Origin of the sequence: Vibrio sp. 2017_1457_13 (assembly GCF_030851525.1) — a bacterium.
In the GTDB taxonomy this organism is placed as follows: Bacteria; Pseudomonadota; Gammaproteobacteria; order Enterobacterales; family Vibrionaceae; genus Vibrio; species Vibrio metschnikovii.
This window is the reverse complement of sequence record NZ_VHTA01000004.1, coordinates 66,468-83,204: the sequence shown is the minus strand read 5'-3', so window position 1 is coordinate 83,204 and position 16,737 is coordinate 66,468. Positions and strand designations below refer to the sequence as shown.

Here is a 16,737-nt window from a genome sequence, read left to right as displayed (position 1 = left end):
CTTAACCTTTAAGGCGCATTAACCATCGAGTTAATGCGCCACAGCAATGAGACGTCTATTATGTCGCGTACCATTATGGCCTTTGATTTTGGCACTAAAAGTATCGGTAGTGCTATCGGTCAAGAAATTACCGGAACGGCCTCGCCATTAAAAGCCTTTAAAGCCAATGATGGCATCCCCAATTGGGATGAGATAGAAAAACAGATCAAAGAGTGGCAACCCAATCTATTAGTGGTTGGCTTACCCACTGACTTACATGGCAAAGATTTAGATACCATCACTCCACGGGCGAAAAAATTTGCTAACCGCTTACACGGACGCTTCGGGTTACCCGTTGAGCTGCACGATGAACGCCTATCGACCGCAGAGGCACGCTCCGAGCTGTTTGCCCACGGCGGCTACAAGGCACTCAGTAAAGGCAATATAGACTGCCAATCAGCGGTCGTGATCTTAGAAAGCTGGTTTGAAAGACAATGGGCAAACTAGTCTCACTCCATATCAATCTTAATATTATCCAACGCACCAGAAGAGTAGCCCTCTCCCCGCTGGGTTTTGAGCATAAGGCGTAAATCATTGGCTGAATCGGCGCTGTGCAGCGCATCTTGCTCAGTGATTTTATCGTCAATCACCAATTGATACAGCGCTTGATCGAAGGTTTGCATTCCCACTTCTTTCGATTTAGCCATGGTTGCTTTTAATTCGTGTAAATCGCCACGGCGGATCAAATCCGCCATTCTTGGACTATTGAGCAAAATCTCAAACGCGCCATGACGCCCTTTACCTTGTTTATCACGCAGCAGTTGCTGACCAATCACTCCTTTTAAGTTCATCGATAAATCAAACAGAAACTGTTCTTTTTTCTCTTTCGGCATCAAATGTAAAATACGCTCTAAGGCTTGGTTGGCATTGTTGGCGTGTAAGGTTGCCATACATAAATGCCCAGTTTCGGCAAAGGTCATCGCGTATTCCATGGTTTCACGACTGCGTATTTCACCAATCAAAATCATGTCCGGCGCTTGGCGAAGTGAATTTTTCAATGCCACTTCATAGCTCTCAGTATCTAAGCCGACTTCACGCTGAGTCACAATACAGCCTTGATGAGGATGAACAAATTCAATCGGATCCTCGACAGTAAGAATGTGCCCGCGGGTTTTCAAATTACGATAACCGGTCATCGCGGCCATGGTGGTTGATTTTCCCGAGCCTGTCGCACCGACCACTAACACTAAACCCCGCTTGGTTAGCGCCAGATCTTTAAGCACCTCCGGTAACTGCAAGTCATCAAAACTAGGAATTTGCGTTTCGATCCGGCGAATAACGGCACCCGGTAGCTCACGCTGAAAAAAGGCACTGACTCGGAAACGGCCAAAATCACGCACAATCGCAAAATTGGCCTCACGCGTTTGGTTAAACTCCGTTTGTCGGTCGCTATCCATCATCCGCAATAACAACTCTTTGACCTGAGATTCACTTAACGCTTCCCCCTGAGGTTGGAGATCGCCATTGACGCGATACAAAATTGGAGCCGCGACAGTGATGTAGAGATCGGACGCCCCTTGGGTGAGCATCTCTTGTAATATTTGATCCAATTGCATGATGCGTTCCTTAGAATGATGAGCTGTCTAAACCAAGTTTTTGTTGGACCTCTGGTAAATCCACAACCCCTTGAGCAACCAACTGCTTAGCATGCTGCTCCATAGTTTGCATCCCATGCGCAGCGCCCGTTTGGATGATCGAATACATCTGTGCGACTTTATCTTCTCGGATCAAGTTACGAATCGCAGGAGTCGCTAACATAATTTCGTGACACGCCACGCGCCCCCCTCCGACTCGCTTAAACAGTTTTTGCGCAATCACCGCACGCAGCGATTCCGATAACATCGAACGCACCATGTCTTTATCGCTGCCCGGGAATACATCGATAATCCGATCAATGGTTTTTGCGGCAGAACTAGTGTGTAGCGTACCAAACACTAAATGTCCCGTTTCAGCGGCGGTTAACGCTAAACTGATTGTCTCTTGATCACGCAGCTCACCGACTAAGATCACATCAGGGTCTTCTCGCAGCGCCGAACGTAACGCATTTTTAAAACTATGGGTATCACGATGAACTTCACGCTGGTTAATCAAACACTTATTATTGCTATGCACAAATTCTATCGGATCTTCAATGGTCAAAATGTGTTTATTATGATGAGTATTGATATAATCAACCATTGCCGCTAACGTTGTCGATTTACCGGATCCAGTGGGGCCAGTAACAAGGACTAACCCTTTCTCATAATTGGATATTTTTCGAAAGATCTCCGGAGCATTCAACTGATCCAACGTTGGGATCACTGTAGGAATCGTTCGAAATACGGCGGAGCTGCCGCGCGACTGATGAAAGGCATTAACCCGAAAACGTCCCACATTCGGTAGCTCAAAGGAAAAATCGACTTCGAGACGCTCTTCATATTCACTGCGCTGGGCATCATTCATGATGGCAAAGATTAATCGATGCACGTCAGCATGACTAAAAGCAGGCACTCCCAGCTTACGGACTTCACCATCAATCCGGACCATGGGCGGAACACCTGCAGAAAGATGTAGATCTGACGCATTATGCTTTACACTAAAATCCAGTAACTCTGAGATATCCATTTATTTTTCCTTAATAAAGTCGAGCCATGAGTAGTATTCAACAAAACATTGAACAGATCACCTCACAGATTAAGAGCGCACAACAAAAGTGTGGTCGCTCTCCAAGCTCTGTGCAACTTTTAGCGGTCAGTAAAACCAAACCTGTCGAGGCAATTCTCGAAGCAGCCCTTGCTGGGCAACTTGCTTTTGGAGAAAACTATGTTCAAGAAGGGGTGAATAAAATTCGCTATTTTGCTGAGCATCATCCACAACTCGATTTAGAATGGCATTTTATTGGCCCATTGCAATCCAATAAAACTCGTCTTATTGCCGAACATTTTGACTGGATGCACACCGTGGATAGAGCAAAAATCGCTCAGCGACTGAGTGAGCAACGTCCGGCTCACAAAGCACCGTTACAGGTCTTAATTCAGGTAAACACCAGTGGTGAAACCTCAAAATCCGGTATTAGTGAGCAAGCGTTGTTTCCCTTAGCAGAGTTGATTTCTGAACTACCGAACCTCACATTAAGAGGGTTGATGTCCATTCCGGAGAACGTCGCTGATTATGCTGAGCAATTGGTTGCTTTTCAGCGCTTAGCTGACCTGCAAGCACGCTTAAGGGAACGCTATCCAGCACTGGATACTCTATCAATGGGGATGAGTGGTGATATGCAAGCGGCCATCGAAGCCGGAAGTACGATGGTACGCATTGGAACGGCGATTTTTGGCCAGCGCGATTATCCAACCTCAACGAAACCATGATCCTTGCTCAAAGCAGGTTTACTTTTCGTCGAACAATGACCCGCTACCACCAGAGTAGCCAACTGTAGGATAGAACATCATTATGGAACAAAGAACGATTGCTTTTATTGGCGCAGGAAATATGGCTCATGCGATCATCGCTGGCCTGATTGCCAGTGGTTATCCAGCGCAGCGGATCATTGCCAGTGCGCCGTCCCAAGCCAACTTAGCCTCGTTACATACTCAGTATGCGATTAAAACCACCAGCGATAATCTCGCCGCCGCTCAGCAAGCGGATGTCGTGGTGCTGGCGGTAAAACCTCAATTAATGGCTGAAGTATGTCAACCAATGCAAGCTATTGATTGGTCAAATAAATTAGTTATTTCTATCGCCGCGGGGATTTCGGTAGCGCGCTTGCAACAATTGCTCAATACTCAACCTGCGTTAGTACGGGTGATGCCAAACACCCCCTCATTGGTTAATCAAGGCATGGCAGGGTTATTTGCCGCACCAGAGGCAAGTGAAAGTGACAAAAACTTCACTGAGCAGTTGATGAGTTCGGTGGGAAAAACTTGCTGGGTGAGTGAAGAATCAGCAATCAATAGTGTCATCGCCGCCGCAGGTAGCGCACCGGCCTACTTTTTCTTGTTTATGGAAGCCATGCAAGCCGAGGCAATCGCTCAGGGATTTGATAAGCAAACCGCACGCTTATTGGTGGAGCAGTCGGCGTTAGGCGCAGCGCAGATGGTTGCAGCAAACCCGCAGCTAGAGCTAGCAACCTTACGTGAGCAAGTGACGTCCAAAGGAGGCACGACAGCACAAGCTATCGCAACCTTTGAGCAGCATCAGCTATCGGATATCGTTGCTAAGGCCATGCGTGCCGCAGTCCATCGTGCGCAAGAGATGGAAAAACTATTTTAAATAGACCGCCATTTCAGTACTCTATTCATTAATTTATCATAAGGGCTTTCTCATGAATGCTATGAGCTTTTTAATCTCCACCTTGTTTGATATCTATATCATGGTGGTTATTCTGCGTGTTTGGCTACAAGCCGCTCGCGCCGATTTTTATAATCCGTTTTCACAATTTATTGTCAAAACCACTCAACCCGTGGTTGCGCCATTACGTCGAATGATCCCCTCGGTGGGTAATCTGGACCTTGCCACCATCCTCTTTGCTTATGTGTTATCGGTGCTCAAATTCGTCGTTCTGATCCTGATGGTCTCTAAGGGTGCGATGGTCTTCAGTCTCGATTTCTTATGGTTTGGCTTATTGTCTTTAGTCAAAGCAGCCGGTGGATTACTGTTTTGGATCTTACTGATCCGGGCGATTTTGAGCTGGGTCAGCCAAGGACGTAGTCCAATAGAGTTTGTTTTCCATCAATTAACCGAACCTATGCTAAGCCCTATTCGCCGGATCATCCCAGCGATGGGTGGTTTCGATTTAAGCATTTTAGTGCTGTTTATTATTCTACAATTCGCTAACTTTTTAATGGGTGATTTCATTGGCCCCATTTGGTATCAGTTGTAATGTCAATCGCTTGGCTTGATGGGCAAGATCTTTGCCTGCGGATTTATGTCCAACCTAAAGCCAGCCGCGATAGTTTAGTGGGGCAGCACGGTGATGAGCTCAAAATAGCCATCACTGCGCCGCCTGTTGATGGTAAAGCGAATGCCCATTTGAGCCGCTATCTTGCCAAGCTGTGTAAAGTATCGAAAAGCGCGGTTGAAATAGAAAAAGGCCAGCTAGGGCGGCATAAACAAGTACGCATCCTCTCACCTACGGTGATCCCTGCCGAAATTCAAGCTCTGTTCCCCACTTAATGTGGGGAATTTTTTTCTCCGAACTGTTGTACAATAACCGTTAGCGATGACGACAAGTCTCATCGAGCTCCCCATTCAGACGTGAGAGATTTATGAATAAGATTGTTTTAGCCACTGGTAACCGAGGAAAAGTCGCGGAAATGGCCGATTTATTAGCCGATTTCGGTTTTGAGGTTATCGCACAAAGTGAATTAAATGTGCCAGATGCTGATGAAACAGGCTTAACCTTTATTGAAAATGCCATCATCAAAGCACGTCATGCCGCTGCCCTTACTGGTCTACCAGCGATTGCCGATGATTCTGGACTTGAGGTTGACTATCTTGATGGCGCACCGGGCATTTATTCTGCGCGCTATGCCGGAGCCAATGCTTCAGATAACGATAACCTGCAAAAGTTATTAACCCGCTTAGAAGGTGTGCCGAGTGAACAGAGAACCGCTCGCTTTCACTGTGTTTTAGTCTATCTGCGCCATGCTAACGACCCAACACCTCTGGTTTGTCATGGTCAGTGGCAAGGTGAAATCTTAACTGAGCCTCGCGGTGAGCATGGCTTTGGTTACGATCCCATTTTCTGGGTTCCCGAAGAAAACTGCGCTTCTGCCCAGTTACCTGCCGCCCGTAAAAAGCAGCTCTCTCATCGCGCTAAGGCTCTACAATTACTGTTCCAAGCCTTAAAAGAGCAACGCGCCTCATGCTAACGCCGCCCAAGTTGAGCTTGTACGCCCATATCCCGTGGTGCGTACAAAAATGCCCTTATTGCGATTTTAACTCTCACGCCTTAAAAGAAGAGATCCCTGAAACGCAATATATCGCGGCACTACTGGAAGATCTGGATCGTGATATTGAGCGCTATCAGCTTGCTAACGATCCAAGGCGATTGCATTCGATCTTTATCGGCGGGGGGACGCCGAGCTTAATTTCACCACAAGGCATCCAAGATTTGATTGACGGCATCGCAGCGCGCATTCCGTTTCAGCCAGAGATTGAGATCACCATGGAAGCCAACCCTGGTACGATTGAAGCTGAGCGTTTCGCGGCTTATCGCCTCGCAGGCGTCACTCGAATCTCGATTGGCGTACAAAGCTTTGCCACCGAGAAGTTAGCCCACTTAGGTCGTATTCATGGCCAACAAGAGGCAGTACGTGCGGCAAAACTGGCGCATACCATTGGTTTAAAAAGCTTTAATTTGGATTTAATGCACGGCCTGCCCGATCAAAGCCTAGCGCAAGCCTTAGATGATTTAGACCAAGCGATAGCGTTAAATCCTCCTCACCTATCTTGGTATCAATTGACCATTGAGCCCAATACGCTGTTTTATTCTAAGCCCCCCACTCTGCCCGATGATGATGCGCTGTGGGATATTTTTGAACTTGGCCATCAAAAACTCACTGAGGCAGGTTATGTGCAATATGAAATCTCTGGCTACAGCAAGCCTGGTTATCAATGCCAACATAACCTCAATTACTGGCGATTTGGTGACTATCTGGGCATTGGCTGTGGAGCGCACGGTAAATTGAGCTTTGCTGATGGCCGAATTATTCGCACCACTAAAGTGAAACATCCACGTGGTTACTTAGCGGCTTATCAAAATATGGTGAAGCCTTATTTGAGTGATGAACAGCTCGTTGCCGAAAGCGATCGCCCTTTTGAATTTTTCATGAACCGATTTCGTCTGCTCGAAGCGTGTCCAAAACAAGATTTCACCACCACCACAGGGCTAGCGTTAAGTGTACTTGAGCCAACCATCCAATGGGCGTGTGAGATGAATTACTTAACCCAAGATGCGACTTCGTGGCAGATCACTGAACATGGTAAGTTATTTTTGAATGATTTACTGGCGGCATTTATGGCTGAAGAGTAACTCAACAACAACTCGCTACTGACAATCGAATGATTGCCAGTAGCCATTTTAATCAGCTAGAAAATTGAGCGCCCAATGCGCTCGGACAACAGCTCCAGCGCTTTAGTGCCCGCTAACGAATTACCTGATGGATCAAGCTCAGGAGACCAAACCGCAATGGTCATTTCACCGGGCACAATAGCGATGATGCCACCACCGACCCCCGATTTACCCGGCATGCCCACTCGATAAGCAAATTCACCCGCACCATCATAAAGACCACAGGTAGCTAATAACGCATTGATTTGCTTACTTTGCGTCACACTAACCACGCGCTGACCCGTGTGTACCGATACCCCTTTGTTGGCCAAATAGCTGAATGTTTTGGCTAATTCAACACAGCTCATTTTTAGTGCACAAGCGTGAAAATAGTTATTTAAGACCGGAATCACTTCGTTTTCAAAATTACCAAACGAGCGCATTAAATAAGCAATCGAAGCATTACGATCACTGTGCATCATTTCCGACGCTGCCACCACTTTGTCATAGATGATCTGCTCTTCACCACTTAACTGACGCACAAATTCCAGCAAACGCTGGCGAGGGGCGGATAAGCGGCTATAAAGCATATCCGCGATCACAATCGCTCCGGCATTAATAAATGGATTTCGCGGGATGCCCTGCTCCATTTCTAGCTGAATCAATGAATTAAAAGCTTGTCCAGAAGGCTCTTTGCCAACTCGTTGCCACAGCTCCTCTGGCTGATATAAGCCCATCGCCAAGGTTAAACTTAACGCTTTGGAAATGGATTGGATGGAAAATCCCTCCTGCGCATCACCAGCAGCAAAGATCTCGCCTTGGTTAGTGTAAACCGCGATACCGAGTTTATCGCTCGCCACTTGGGCCAGAGCGGGAATGTAGTTAGCCACTTTGCCTTGTCCAATCAATGGACGAACTTCATCGAGAATGGTCGCTAAAATAGCGGAGCTTGGTTTCATAGTCTGAGTTTACTTTTATTATTATTGCCGCTGAAAACAATGGAACGGCCAAATGAGTTACCGTCTCATCGCCCAACAGATTTTTAATGTAGGGAGAGTCAAAAAAGCCAACACGATAAACCATGTTGGCTAAGTTCTAAGCAGTATCTTGCCGAGCTTGATACTTGTCCAGCATAAACTGGTAGGACAGGTTAACTCACTCGTTGGAATTTAATATCCCATACGCCATGGCCTAGGCGATGGCCGCGCTGTTCAAACTTGGTTAACGGGCGCTCTTCTGGACGTGGAATATAATCCCCTTCCAGGGCGAGATTACGATAACCAGGTGCTTGATTCATCACTTCGATCATATGCTCAGCGTAATTTTCCCAGTCCGTTGCCATATGAAACACCCCTTCGCCAACGATCAGTTTTTGTCGCACCATTTCTGCAAACTCTAACTGCACAATACGGCGCTTATGGTGACGTTTTTTATGCCAAGGATCAGGAAAAAACAGTTGTAGCGTCGCCAAGCTATTATCAGGGATCATGTTAGCAAAAACTTCAACCGCATCGTGGCACATCACTCGTAAGTTAGTCACACCAGCATCGCGGGCGGAAGCCAAACAAGCACCAACACCAGGGCTATGTACTTCAATACCAATGAAATTTTTATGTGGGGCATTTTTTGCCATTTCAACCAATGAGGCTCCCATGCCAAACCCAATTTCTAACACCACTGGATTTTGGTTACCAAACACCTGAGCCCAATCCAGTAACTCGGTTTGATAATCAATCCCCATGGTTGGCCAGCAGGCTTTCATCGCCGCTTCTTGACCTTTGGTTAGTCGACCTTCACGACGCACAAAACTACGGATTCTACGTAGCACTTTGCCATCTTCTGTCAATTGATTGGTGGTAACTTCACTCATTGCGATTGCCTGTCTATTTTTTCGTCTTCACTCAAAGGGAGTGTGATTATCCAAAGAATTGCTTGCCATGCAAGTGTTATTATAGTCCAGCGCTTCACTAGAACGATCACCTGAAACCTTAAAGATACCCTTATAATTTATCGGTTGTACTCGACGGGCATTCTGTGGTGCAATTTTGATTCATTATTTTTATTATTACAGAGCATGTCGTGACTCCATTCGCTTCCGCAATTTTGACTTGGTATGACGCCTATGGGCGAAAGCATCTGCCTTGGCAGCAAAATAAAACGGCCTATACGGTATGGTTATCAGAAATCATGCTGCAACAAACCCAAGTAACCACAGTGATCCCTTATTACCAGCGCTTTGTTGAACGTTTTCCTAGTGTTGCTGACTTAGCGGCGGCTCAACAAGACGAAGTGCTACACTATTGGACCGGCCTTGGTTACTACGCTCGGGCGAGGAACTTACATAAAACTGCAAAGATCATTGTCGATCAGTATCAAGGCCAGTTTCCAACCGAGCTGGAGGCGATGAATGCGTTACCTGGTGTTGGTCGCTCGACAGCAGCGGCAGTGCTCTCTTCAGTGTTTAAAAAGCCGCATGCTATTTTAGATGGCAACGTTAAACGGACCCTAGCTCGCTGCTTTGCTGTTGAAGGATGGCCGGGAAAGAAAATCGTTGAAAACCAGCTTTGGCTGCATGCGGAGCAACAGACCCCAAGCGTCGATGTCGATAAATACAATCAAGCGATGATGGACATGGGAGCGATGATCTGTACCCGTAGCAAGCCAAAATGTACACTGTGCCCAGTGGAATCCTTATGTATTGCCAAGCAACAAGGTAACCCCTTAGATTATCCTGGTAAAAAACCGAAAAGCGACAAACCAGTCAAGCAAACGTGGTTTGTCATTCTTTATCATCAGGGTCAAGTCTGGCTTGAACAACGCCCACAAGTCGGGATTTGGGGCGGATTATACTGTTTTCCACAACATACCGATCAGCAGATTGAAACAACGTTAGCGCATCGTGCTGTACAAGATAACCACATTCAATCTCAGCGCCCATTAATTGCCTTTCGGCATACTTTTAGTCATTACCATTTAGATATTACCCCGATTCTATTGGGACTGACTCATAAACCAGACATCATCATGGAAGGAACGAAAGGTCTTTGGTATAACTTACAACAGCCTGAAGAAATCGGCTTAGCAGCCCCTGTGAAGCAGTTGTTGCACAGCTTACCCTTTGAAATTCATCCGTAAACGATTAAGAGGAAGTCATTATGAGCCGCACGGTATTTTGTGCTCGATTACAGAAAGAAGCTGACGGTTTGGATTTTCAGCTCTACCCCGGAGAGCTGGGTAAACGTATTTTTGATCATATTTGTAAGCAAGCTTGGGCAGAGTGGCAAACCAAACAAACTATGCTGATCAATGAAAAAAAACTCAATATGATGGATCCTGAACACCGCAAATTTCTCGAAAATGAAATGGTCAATTTCCTCTTCGAAGGTAAAGAGGTCCATATTGAAGGTTATACTCCACCAAGCCAAGCTTGAGTTTCACAGATAATCTCTAGACAATTTGATCTTGCAGCTGTTTATTTTCGCTGCAAGATCAAATCAGCAGGGAAATTGATTTGCCTGGGAAAGCGATGAAAAAATCACTGTACTGTTTAACCACACTCTTACTCTTAGTCGGCTGCAGTCGTGAGTTTGTTGAACGTTTCTATGCGGTGGATTATGAGCCAACCAACCGTTTTGCAAAAAATCTCGCTCAATTACCCGGGCAATTTGAAAAAGATACCGCCGCATTAGATAGCTTGATCCTCAGTTTCTCTGGCAATATCGAACGCCGCTGGGGTAGCCGAGAAATCAAAATTGCTGGTAAAAGTAATTACGTAAAATACATCGATAATTACCTTAGCCGAACGGAAGTCAATTTTAGTGATGGTAAAATATTGGTTGAAACCATCTCACCCACGGATCCTCAAGGACACTTAAAAAGAGCGATCATCACCACGTTATTAACGCCTGACGATCCGGCTAGCGTCGATCTTTTTTCATCACAAAACATTGAGCTAAAAGGACAACCTTTCTTATACCAACAAGTTGTCGACCAAGATAAGCAACCCATTCAGTGGCGCTGGCGTGCCAACCGCTACGCCGATTACCTGATTGCTCATCACCTCAAAGTCAAACAAGTTGATTTTAAGAAAGCCTACTATGTTGAAATTCCGATGGTCGCGGATCAAATGCAGATCCGTAGCTACCAATACGCCGACATTGTTCGCCGAGCTTCCCGTAAATATGGTATTCCGGAAGATCTTATTTACGCGATCATCAAAACAGAAAGTAGCTTCAACCCTTATGCGGTCAGTTGGGCTAACGCTTATGGCTTAATGCAAGTAGTGCCGAAAACTGCGGGACGGGATGTGTTTAACTTGGTAAAAAATAAACCCGGTGAGCCAACACCTGAATACCTCTTTAATCCAGAAAATAACATAGATACCGGTACCGCCTATTTTTATCTACTCAAAAACCGTTATTTGAAAGATGTCCGTCATCCTCTTTCTCTTGAGTACAGCATGATTTCTGCTTACAACGGAGGCGCTGGCGGTGTTCTGCGAACATTCCATCAAGATCGACAGCGAGCCATGAATAATTTAAATAGCCTACAACCTAATCAGGTGTATTGGGCTTTGACCAACCGTCATCCTAATGCGGAAGCACGGCGCTACTTAGAAAAAGTAACTCAATTTAAACGAGAATTTAACGCGAAGTAATCTTTCACGCCCTACTTGCCTAAAATAGCGACACTTAAACCGGTTTTCTATTTTTTTTTAAAATAGTGGTTGACGTACAGAGGGAAAATCCGTTTAATAGCGCTCCGTTGCCCGGATAGCTCAGTCGGTAGAGCAGAGGATTGAAAATCCTCGTGTCGGTGGTTCGATTCCGCCTCCGGGCACCACAAATTTTATTGTTGGTGCTGCAGTCAGTAACAACAAGCAATAAATTAAGTGCGCCGACTTAGCTCAGTAGGTAGAGCAACTGACTTGTAATCAGTAGGTCACCAGTTCGATTCCGGTAGTCGGCACCATTTATTGCCTCGATAGCTCAGTCGGTAGAGCAGAGGATTGAAAATCCTCGTGTCGGTGGTTCGATTCCGCCTCGAGGCACCATATTAAAGCTGTTCCTCCTTAGCTCAGTTGGTAGAGCGACGGACTGTTAATCCGCAGGTCGCTGGTTCGAGCCCAGCAGGAGGAGCCACTTTTCAAAGCCCAGTCATTGACTGGGCTTTTCTTTATCTAAACATCACTGACGATCACTCGATTCCCTCTGCCCCGTTCCATGGTAGGCAAACGGTTTGAACTCATCAGTCGATACTCTGTTCTACACCTTACCGAGAAGATAAGGTGGTTTCCTTTTTGCGCGATTAAAAAACTTTTATCGCGGACAACGTTTAACCGCAAACCATTCACTTGTCCCAGCTTGAGCTTAATCAAACGATTCTTCCCTATCCGATTAGCGACACGATAAAGACGTTAAGTCGAAGGATAGGTAAGAATTTACCGCTGTTTCTGTTAGCTTTTCTAAACAAAAATGGATAAAAACAGCCCACTAAGTATAGAAAATCAGCAAACGAGTTTTTTTTTGCATTTTACTGTTGACGAAGGATCGGAAAACTCGTTTAATACACCCCGTTGCCTCGATAGCTCAGTCGGTAGAGCAGAGGATTGAAAATCCTCGTGTCGGTGGTTCGATTCCGCCTCGAGGCACCATATTCTGATAGAGATTGGTGCAAGCGCAACCAGTATCTTAACTGATAAAGTGAGCCGGCTTAGCTCAGTTGGTAGAGCAACTGACTTGTAATCAGTAGGTCGCCAGTTCGACTCCGGCAGCCGGCACCATTATCAAAAAATCTGTTCCTCCTTAGCTCAGTTGGTAGAGCGACGGACTGTTAATCCGCAGGTCGCTGGTTCGAGCCCAGCAGGAGGAGCCACTATTATTAACTGATGATACGTCATCCGTTATTAATGCCGACTTAGCTCAGTAGGTAGAGCAACTGACTTGTAATCAGTAGGTCACCAGTTCGATTCCGGTAGTCGGCACCATTATTAAAAAATCTGTTCCTCCTTAGCTCAGTTGGTAGAGCGACGGACTGTTAATCCGCAGGTCGCTGGTTCGAGCCCAGCAGGAGGAGCCAAATTTTAAAGCCCAGTCATTGACTGGGCTTTTTTTATGGTGATTCAATGGTGAGTAAAAAGGCTTATCCCTTTATAAGATAAGCCTTACTAGCACTAATCGTTACGCCTTCAATCAGCGTAAAGAAACGCGATCACTTAAACCCCTGCTCTTTCTTTATCAAATCATAAGCATGTTGGATCTCTTGTGATTTCTCTTTTGCCATGTTCATCATCTCAGGGGGTAAGCCTTTAGCCATTAATTTATCTGGGTGATGCTCATTCATCAATTTACGATAGGCCCGTTTAATGGTTTGTACATCCGCATCTTGATTGACACCCAGCACAGAAAAGGCATCCGCCAATCTATCTCGACTAGAGGGTTGCTGCCATTGACTTGAACCCGATGACCCGCTCTGCTGACCGGTAAAACCACCACTTTGCTGAAAACGAAACGCGGCTTCTTGCATACGTAAACGGCGCTCTAGCTGATCCGATGAGAATCCAAGTCCCTGAGCAATTTTATGTAGAACCTGACGCTCACTAGGATGTAAATCACCATCAGCAAAGGCAGCAGAAACTTGTAATTCAAGGAAGAATTGCATTAAATCAAATCGACCACCCGTAAAAAAACGGACATTTTCTAATGTTTGTTGCAAAGGAAAGTCGGCTTCTTTACCTTCGCGAAAAGCATCTTGTGCAGCGCGGCGCTGATCACCATGCAAGTTCATTCTGTCCATCATGATGCTGGCTAATTGAATCTCTTGCTGGGTGACTTGACCTTTCGCTTTGGCAACGTGTCCCATCACAGCGAAAGCAGATTTAAAGAATTCTTCTTGCCTCTCGGTTTGTGTTGGTCCTGAACTGAACTGCCCATTAGCAAACGGGTTTTGGCTTCGATAGCGAGCCTTATCAAACTGGTGGCCAAGAAATAGACCAAAGATTGCGCCCAATGGGCCGCCAAATAGCAGGCCAAAGAAAGCGCCAAGAATTTTGCCAAAAATATGCATTATGTGCTCTCAATCTATGAATTTTTTAGGTGTGCTGTGGTCTGATAGTGCCGGGAGCGTTATTTTCCTTTATGATAAGGAAGCATTTTATTGACTTAACACTCTTAAAGTCGGAATCAAACAGAACAACAGGATAGTACAACTCGATGTCACGTTTTTCCCGCACATTTTTAGCCGCTTCGATCAGCGCCGCGCTCTTTGCGCCACAGACTCAAGCAGAAGCAACGGTGGATAACAGTGTGCAGGAACTGCCCACTCTTGATCAATGCCTAGTGAATGAACCCGAGTCGGAAAATCCGAATCCACAGCCTATCAAGGTCAAAGCGGATAAGCTAGAAGCAATTAGTGGTCAGCGCGCCACTTATTCTGGCGATGTCGTCGTTTTACAAGGACAAAAACAGATCCGCGCTAATAATGTGACACTCCATCAACAAGAAAATATTGTTGTGGCCGAAGGCAATGTGACCTTTAGTGATGGCCAAGTCAAAGCAACCTCAGATAGAGTGACCAATCAACTCAATATTGATCAAATCACATTAGAGAACACCCAATATCAGTTTTTATGTCAACCGGGTCGCGGTCATGCGGCTTATATCGCCAAAACCGGTAAAGCCATTTATGAGATTGAAGATGGCTCAATTACCTCTTGTCCAGAAGGTGATAGCGCTTGGCGTTTGCGTGCCTCAAGTATTGACGTTGACCAAGACGCTGAACAAGCGACGTTTTACAATCCTCGTTTAGAAATACAAAACGTCCCCGTGTTCTATTTACCTTATCTTACCGTACCGATTGGTGATACTCGTAAAACGGGTTTTCTCTATCCAGATATTTCCTATGGTTCACGTGATGGTTTTGAAATCTCAGTTCCTTTTTATTGGAATTTAGCGCCTAACTACGATTTAGAAACCACTCTGCGTTATATGGATAATCGCGGAACTCAGTTGAATACCGTGTTTCGTTATCTCACCGAATTTGGTTCAGGTAGCCTTAAAGGCGAATTTTTACCTGATGACGAACTTCATCCTGAACAAGGGAAACGTTGGGGTTTCCAATATCGCCACGATGGTATTTATCAACAAGCATGGAAACTGGATCTGGATTACTCCCGCGTTAGTGATGTCGAGTATTTTTCAGATTTAAGCTCAGGGATTGGTAATCGAGAAGATGGTCAACTGATGCAGCAAGCACGAGTGACTTACCGCTCTTCGGCTTGGGATACCTCATTGTTGGCAAGAGACTTTCAAGTATTAACTGATAAAGATAACCTCCCCTATCGATTGATGCCGCAAGTCGCTTTTAACTACTATGCACCAGAGCTGCTGCGCTATCTAGATTTAGACATTAAAAGCCACATTTCACGTTTTGAAACCGATGCAATCGGTAAACCTTCGGCAACTCGTGCCCATATCGAACCCGGCATTAGCATCCCGCTAGGAAACACATGGGGAACATGGACCACAGAAGCAAGGCTGTTAGCAACCTATTACCAACAAGATTTATCTGGCGTGATCAGTAGTGATTACCAAGAGTTAGAAGAGAGCGTGTCGCGGGTTATCCCTGAATTCAGAACGCATGCCGGTATCGTCTTAGAACGAGACACCACGCTATTTAATGGCTATACCCAAACGCTTGAGCCACAAGTTCAGTACTTGTATGTTCCAAAAGAAAACCAACAAAACATCGCACGTTATGATACGACATTATTACAAACTGATTACTACGGCCTATTCAGAAGTAGAAAGTACAGCGGAGTAGATTTTATCTCTGCCGCCAATCAAGTCAGCTACGGCGCATCAACACGGTTTTTTGATGACCAATACAAAGAACGATTAAACATCGCGTTTGGACAAATTTTCTATATCGATAAAGGTTTAAAATCAAGCAATACCGATAGTAGCCAAGTGGAAGATACTCAATCGAACTATTCCGCTTGGGCCGTAGAAATGGATTTTAATTATGATGATTTTCTCTTTTATCACGGCGGTATTCAGTACGACATCGACACCAGTGCGATGCAATTGGCCAACAGTACGTTGGAATACCGCTTTAACGGCGGCTACCTACAAACCAATTATCGTTATGTTACCAAAGAGTATATCGAAGATACGGTGGGCGACAGTATTCCGGTGAGCAGTATTACTCGACGAGGAATATCTCAAGCAGGCCTACTTGGCGGCTATCAGCTTTCTCATAAGTGGCATGTCACTGGACAGTATTTTTACGACATGACGACCAATGAAGCACTGGAATGGCTAGTGGGCATTCGCTATACCTCTGATTGCTGGTACATGGGTTTCTCTTACAGTAATCAGTTAAAAGATTGGAATAGAACCCCAAGTGGCAATTATCTGGGTTTCGAAGATCCAAACTATGAAAATAACTTTAGTTTTAACATTGGTATTATCGGCTTTGGCACCAAAGTGAGCTCCAGTGAAAGCATGGCTGGAATTAAAAGTTCTGATAATTCCTTGGGTTATGGACGCCCGTTTTTCTTAAATAATTAGGGCAGTAAATTTGGGCATCTTAGCCTAAAAAACTCTGAATTTTCCGAATATACCCAAACCACTTGAAGTTGCAGGTAGGCGGTAAGTGAGTGAGTCCCA

The 16,737-nt window shown here is 45.5% G+C and carries 16 protein-coding genes and 9 tRNA genes; 20 read left to right on the top strand and 5 right to left on the bottom strand.

Translation table 11 applies throughout. The annotated features are described in order from the left end of the window. The first annotated feature begins 60 nt into the window (after positions 1–60). Complete coding sequence (gene ruvX, locus FKN88_RS06515) at positions 61–486, top strand: Holliday junction resolvase RuvX (protein WP_004396054.1); 426 nt, start codon at positions 61–63, stop codon at positions 484–486. Between the two features lie 2 nt (positions 487–488). Here the strand turns inward: ruvX and FKN88_RS06510 are convergent, their stop codons facing one another. Further along, entirely contained in the window at positions 489–1,595 is a 1,107-nt protein-coding gene (locus FKN88_RS06510) for a PilT/PilU family type 4a pilus ATPase (protein WP_154169234.1), read from the bottom strand. A gap of 10 nt (positions 1,596–1,605) precedes the next feature. Beyond that, positions 1,606–2,643, bottom strand: coding sequence for a type IV pilus twitching motility protein PilT (locus FKN88_RS06505; RefSeq protein ID WP_154169236.1), 1,038 nt, complete (start codon positions 2,641–2,643; stop codon positions 1,606–1,608). Positions 2,644–2,669: 26 nt separating this feature from the next. On the opposite strand from FKN88_RS06505, the gene FKN88_RS06500 reads away from it, so the two are divergent. From FKN88_RS06500 to hemW, 6 genes are all read left to right on the top strand, one after another. Beyond that, entirely contained in the window at positions 2,670–3,386 is a 717-nt protein-coding gene (locus FKN88_RS06500; RefSeq protein ID WP_154169238.1) for a YggS family pyridoxal phosphate-dependent enzyme, read from the top strand. Between the two features lie 82 nt (positions 3,387–3,468). Further along, positions 3,469–4,287, top strand: coding sequence for a pyrroline-5-carboxylate reductase (gene proC / locus FKN88_RS06495; protein ID WP_004396058.1), 819 nt, complete (start codon positions 3,469–3,471; stop codon positions 4,285–4,287). A 52-nt stretch (positions 4,288–4,339) separates the two neighbouring features. Beyond that, positions 4,340–4,897 carry a YggT family protein gene (locus FKN88_RS06490; protein ID WP_040904707.1) on the top strand — a complete coding sequence of 186 codons (558 nt, stop codon included), beginning with the start codon at positions 4,340–4,342 and terminating at the stop codon, positions 4,895–4,897. Beyond that, the gene (gene yggU, locus FKN88_RS06485) at positions 4,897–5,190 is read left to right on the top strand and encodes a DUF167 family protein YggU (RefSeq protein ID WP_004396060.1); all 294 of its coding nucleotides are present in this window, start codon (positions 4,897–4,899) and stop codon (positions 5,188–5,190) included. Before FKN88_RS06490 ends, yggU begins: the two co-directional genes overlap by 1 nt. A gap of 92 nt (positions 5,191–5,282) precedes the next feature. Further along, complete coding sequence (locus FKN88_RS06480; RefSeq protein WP_158137781.1) at positions 5,283–5,888, top strand: XTP/dITP diphosphatase; 606 nt, start codon at positions 5,283–5,285, stop codon at positions 5,886–5,888. After that, positions 5,882–7,051, top strand: a complete 1,170-nt coding sequence (gene hemW / locus FKN88_RS06475) for a radical SAM family heme chaperone HemW (protein ID WP_154169240.1) — start codon at positions 5,882–5,884, stop codon at positions 7,049–7,051. Before FKN88_RS06480 ends, hemW begins: the two co-directional genes overlap by 7 nt. A gap of 56 nt (positions 7,052–7,107) precedes the next feature. Here hemW and glsB read toward each other — a convergent pair whose 3' ends face one another. Beyond that, complete coding sequence (gene glsB, locus FKN88_RS06470; protein ID WP_154169242.1) at positions 7,108–8,028, bottom strand: glutaminase B; 921 nt, start codon at positions 8,026–8,028, stop codon at positions 7,108–7,110. A 191-nt stretch (positions 8,029–8,219) separates the two neighbouring features. Further along, positions 8,220–8,939 carry a tRNA (guanosine(46)-N7)-methyltransferase TrmB gene (gene trmB, locus FKN88_RS06465; RefSeq protein ID WP_154169244.1) on the bottom strand — a complete coding sequence of 240 codons (720 nt, stop codon included), beginning with the start codon at positions 8,937–8,939 and terminating at the stop codon, positions 8,220–8,222. Positions 8,940–9,148: 209 nt separating this feature from the next. Here trmB and mutY point away from each other — a divergent pair, with 209 nt between their 5' ends. The 12 genes from mutY to FKN88_RS06405 all read left to right on the top strand — a co-directional run bounded on the left by mutY (position 9,149) and on the right by FKN88_RS06405 (position 13,147). Further along, the gene (gene mutY / locus FKN88_RS06460; protein ID WP_154169246.1) at positions 9,149–10,204 is read left to right on the top strand and encodes an A/G-specific adenine glycosylase; all 1,056 of its coding nucleotides are present in this window, start codon (positions 9,149–9,151) and stop codon (positions 10,202–10,204) included. A 20-nt stretch (positions 10,205–10,224) separates the two neighbouring features. Further along, a complete protein-coding gene (locus tag FKN88_RS06455; protein WP_004396066.1) occupies positions 10,225–10,500 on the top strand; it encodes an oxidative damage protection protein in 276 nt (91 codons plus the stop codon). A gap of 95 nt (positions 10,501–10,595) precedes the next feature. Further along, positions 10,596–11,726, top strand: coding sequence for a membrane-bound lytic murein transglycosylase MltC (gene mltC, locus FKN88_RS06450; RefSeq protein ID WP_004396067.1), 1,131 nt, complete (start codon positions 10,596–10,598; stop codon positions 11,724–11,726). Between the two features lie 109 nt (positions 11,727–11,835). Next, a tRNA-Phe gene (locus FKN88_RS06445) sits at positions 11,836–11,911 on the top strand. Between the two features lie 53 nt (positions 11,912–11,964). After that, positions 11,965–12,040: transfer RNA gene (locus tag FKN88_RS06440), tRNA-Thr, on the top strand. 6 nt (positions 12,041–12,046) lie between these two features. Next, positions 12,047–12,122: transfer RNA gene (locus tag FKN88_RS06435), tRNA-Phe, on the top strand. A 12-nt stretch (positions 12,123–12,134) separates the two neighbouring features. Beyond that, positions 12,135–12,210, top strand: a tRNA-Asn gene (locus FKN88_RS06430). Positions 12,211–12,646: 436 nt separating this feature from the next. Continuing rightward, a tRNA-Phe gene (locus FKN88_RS06425) sits at positions 12,647–12,722 on the top strand. Positions 12,723–12,775: 53 nt separating this feature from the next. Continuing rightward, positions 12,776–12,851, top strand: a tRNA-Thr gene (locus tag FKN88_RS06420). Positions 12,852–12,867: 16 nt separating this feature from the next. Continuing rightward, positions 12,868–12,943: transfer RNA gene (locus tag FKN88_RS06415), tRNA-Asn, on the top strand. Between the two features lie 36 nt (positions 12,944–12,979). Continuing rightward, positions 12,980–13,055: transfer RNA gene (locus FKN88_RS06410), tRNA-Thr, on the top strand. 16 nt (positions 13,056–13,071) lie between these two features. Then, positions 13,072–13,147: transfer RNA gene (locus FKN88_RS06405), tRNA-Asn, on the top strand. 132 nt (positions 13,148–13,279) lie between these two features. Here FKN88_RS06405 and djlA read toward each other — a convergent pair. Then, entirely contained in the window at positions 13,280–14,134 is an 855-nt protein-coding gene (gene djlA / locus FKN88_RS06400) for a co-chaperone DjlA (RefSeq protein WP_154169248.1), read from the bottom strand. A gap of 146 nt (positions 14,135–14,280) precedes the next feature. On the opposite strand from djlA, the gene lptD reads away from it, so the two are divergent. Beyond that, positions 14,281–16,638, top strand: a complete 2,358-nt coding sequence (gene lptD, locus FKN88_RS06395; RefSeq protein ID WP_154169250.1) for an LPS assembly protein LptD — start codon at positions 14,281–14,283, stop codon at positions 16,636–16,638. The last annotated feature ends 99 nt before the right edge of the window (positions 16,639–16,737 follow it).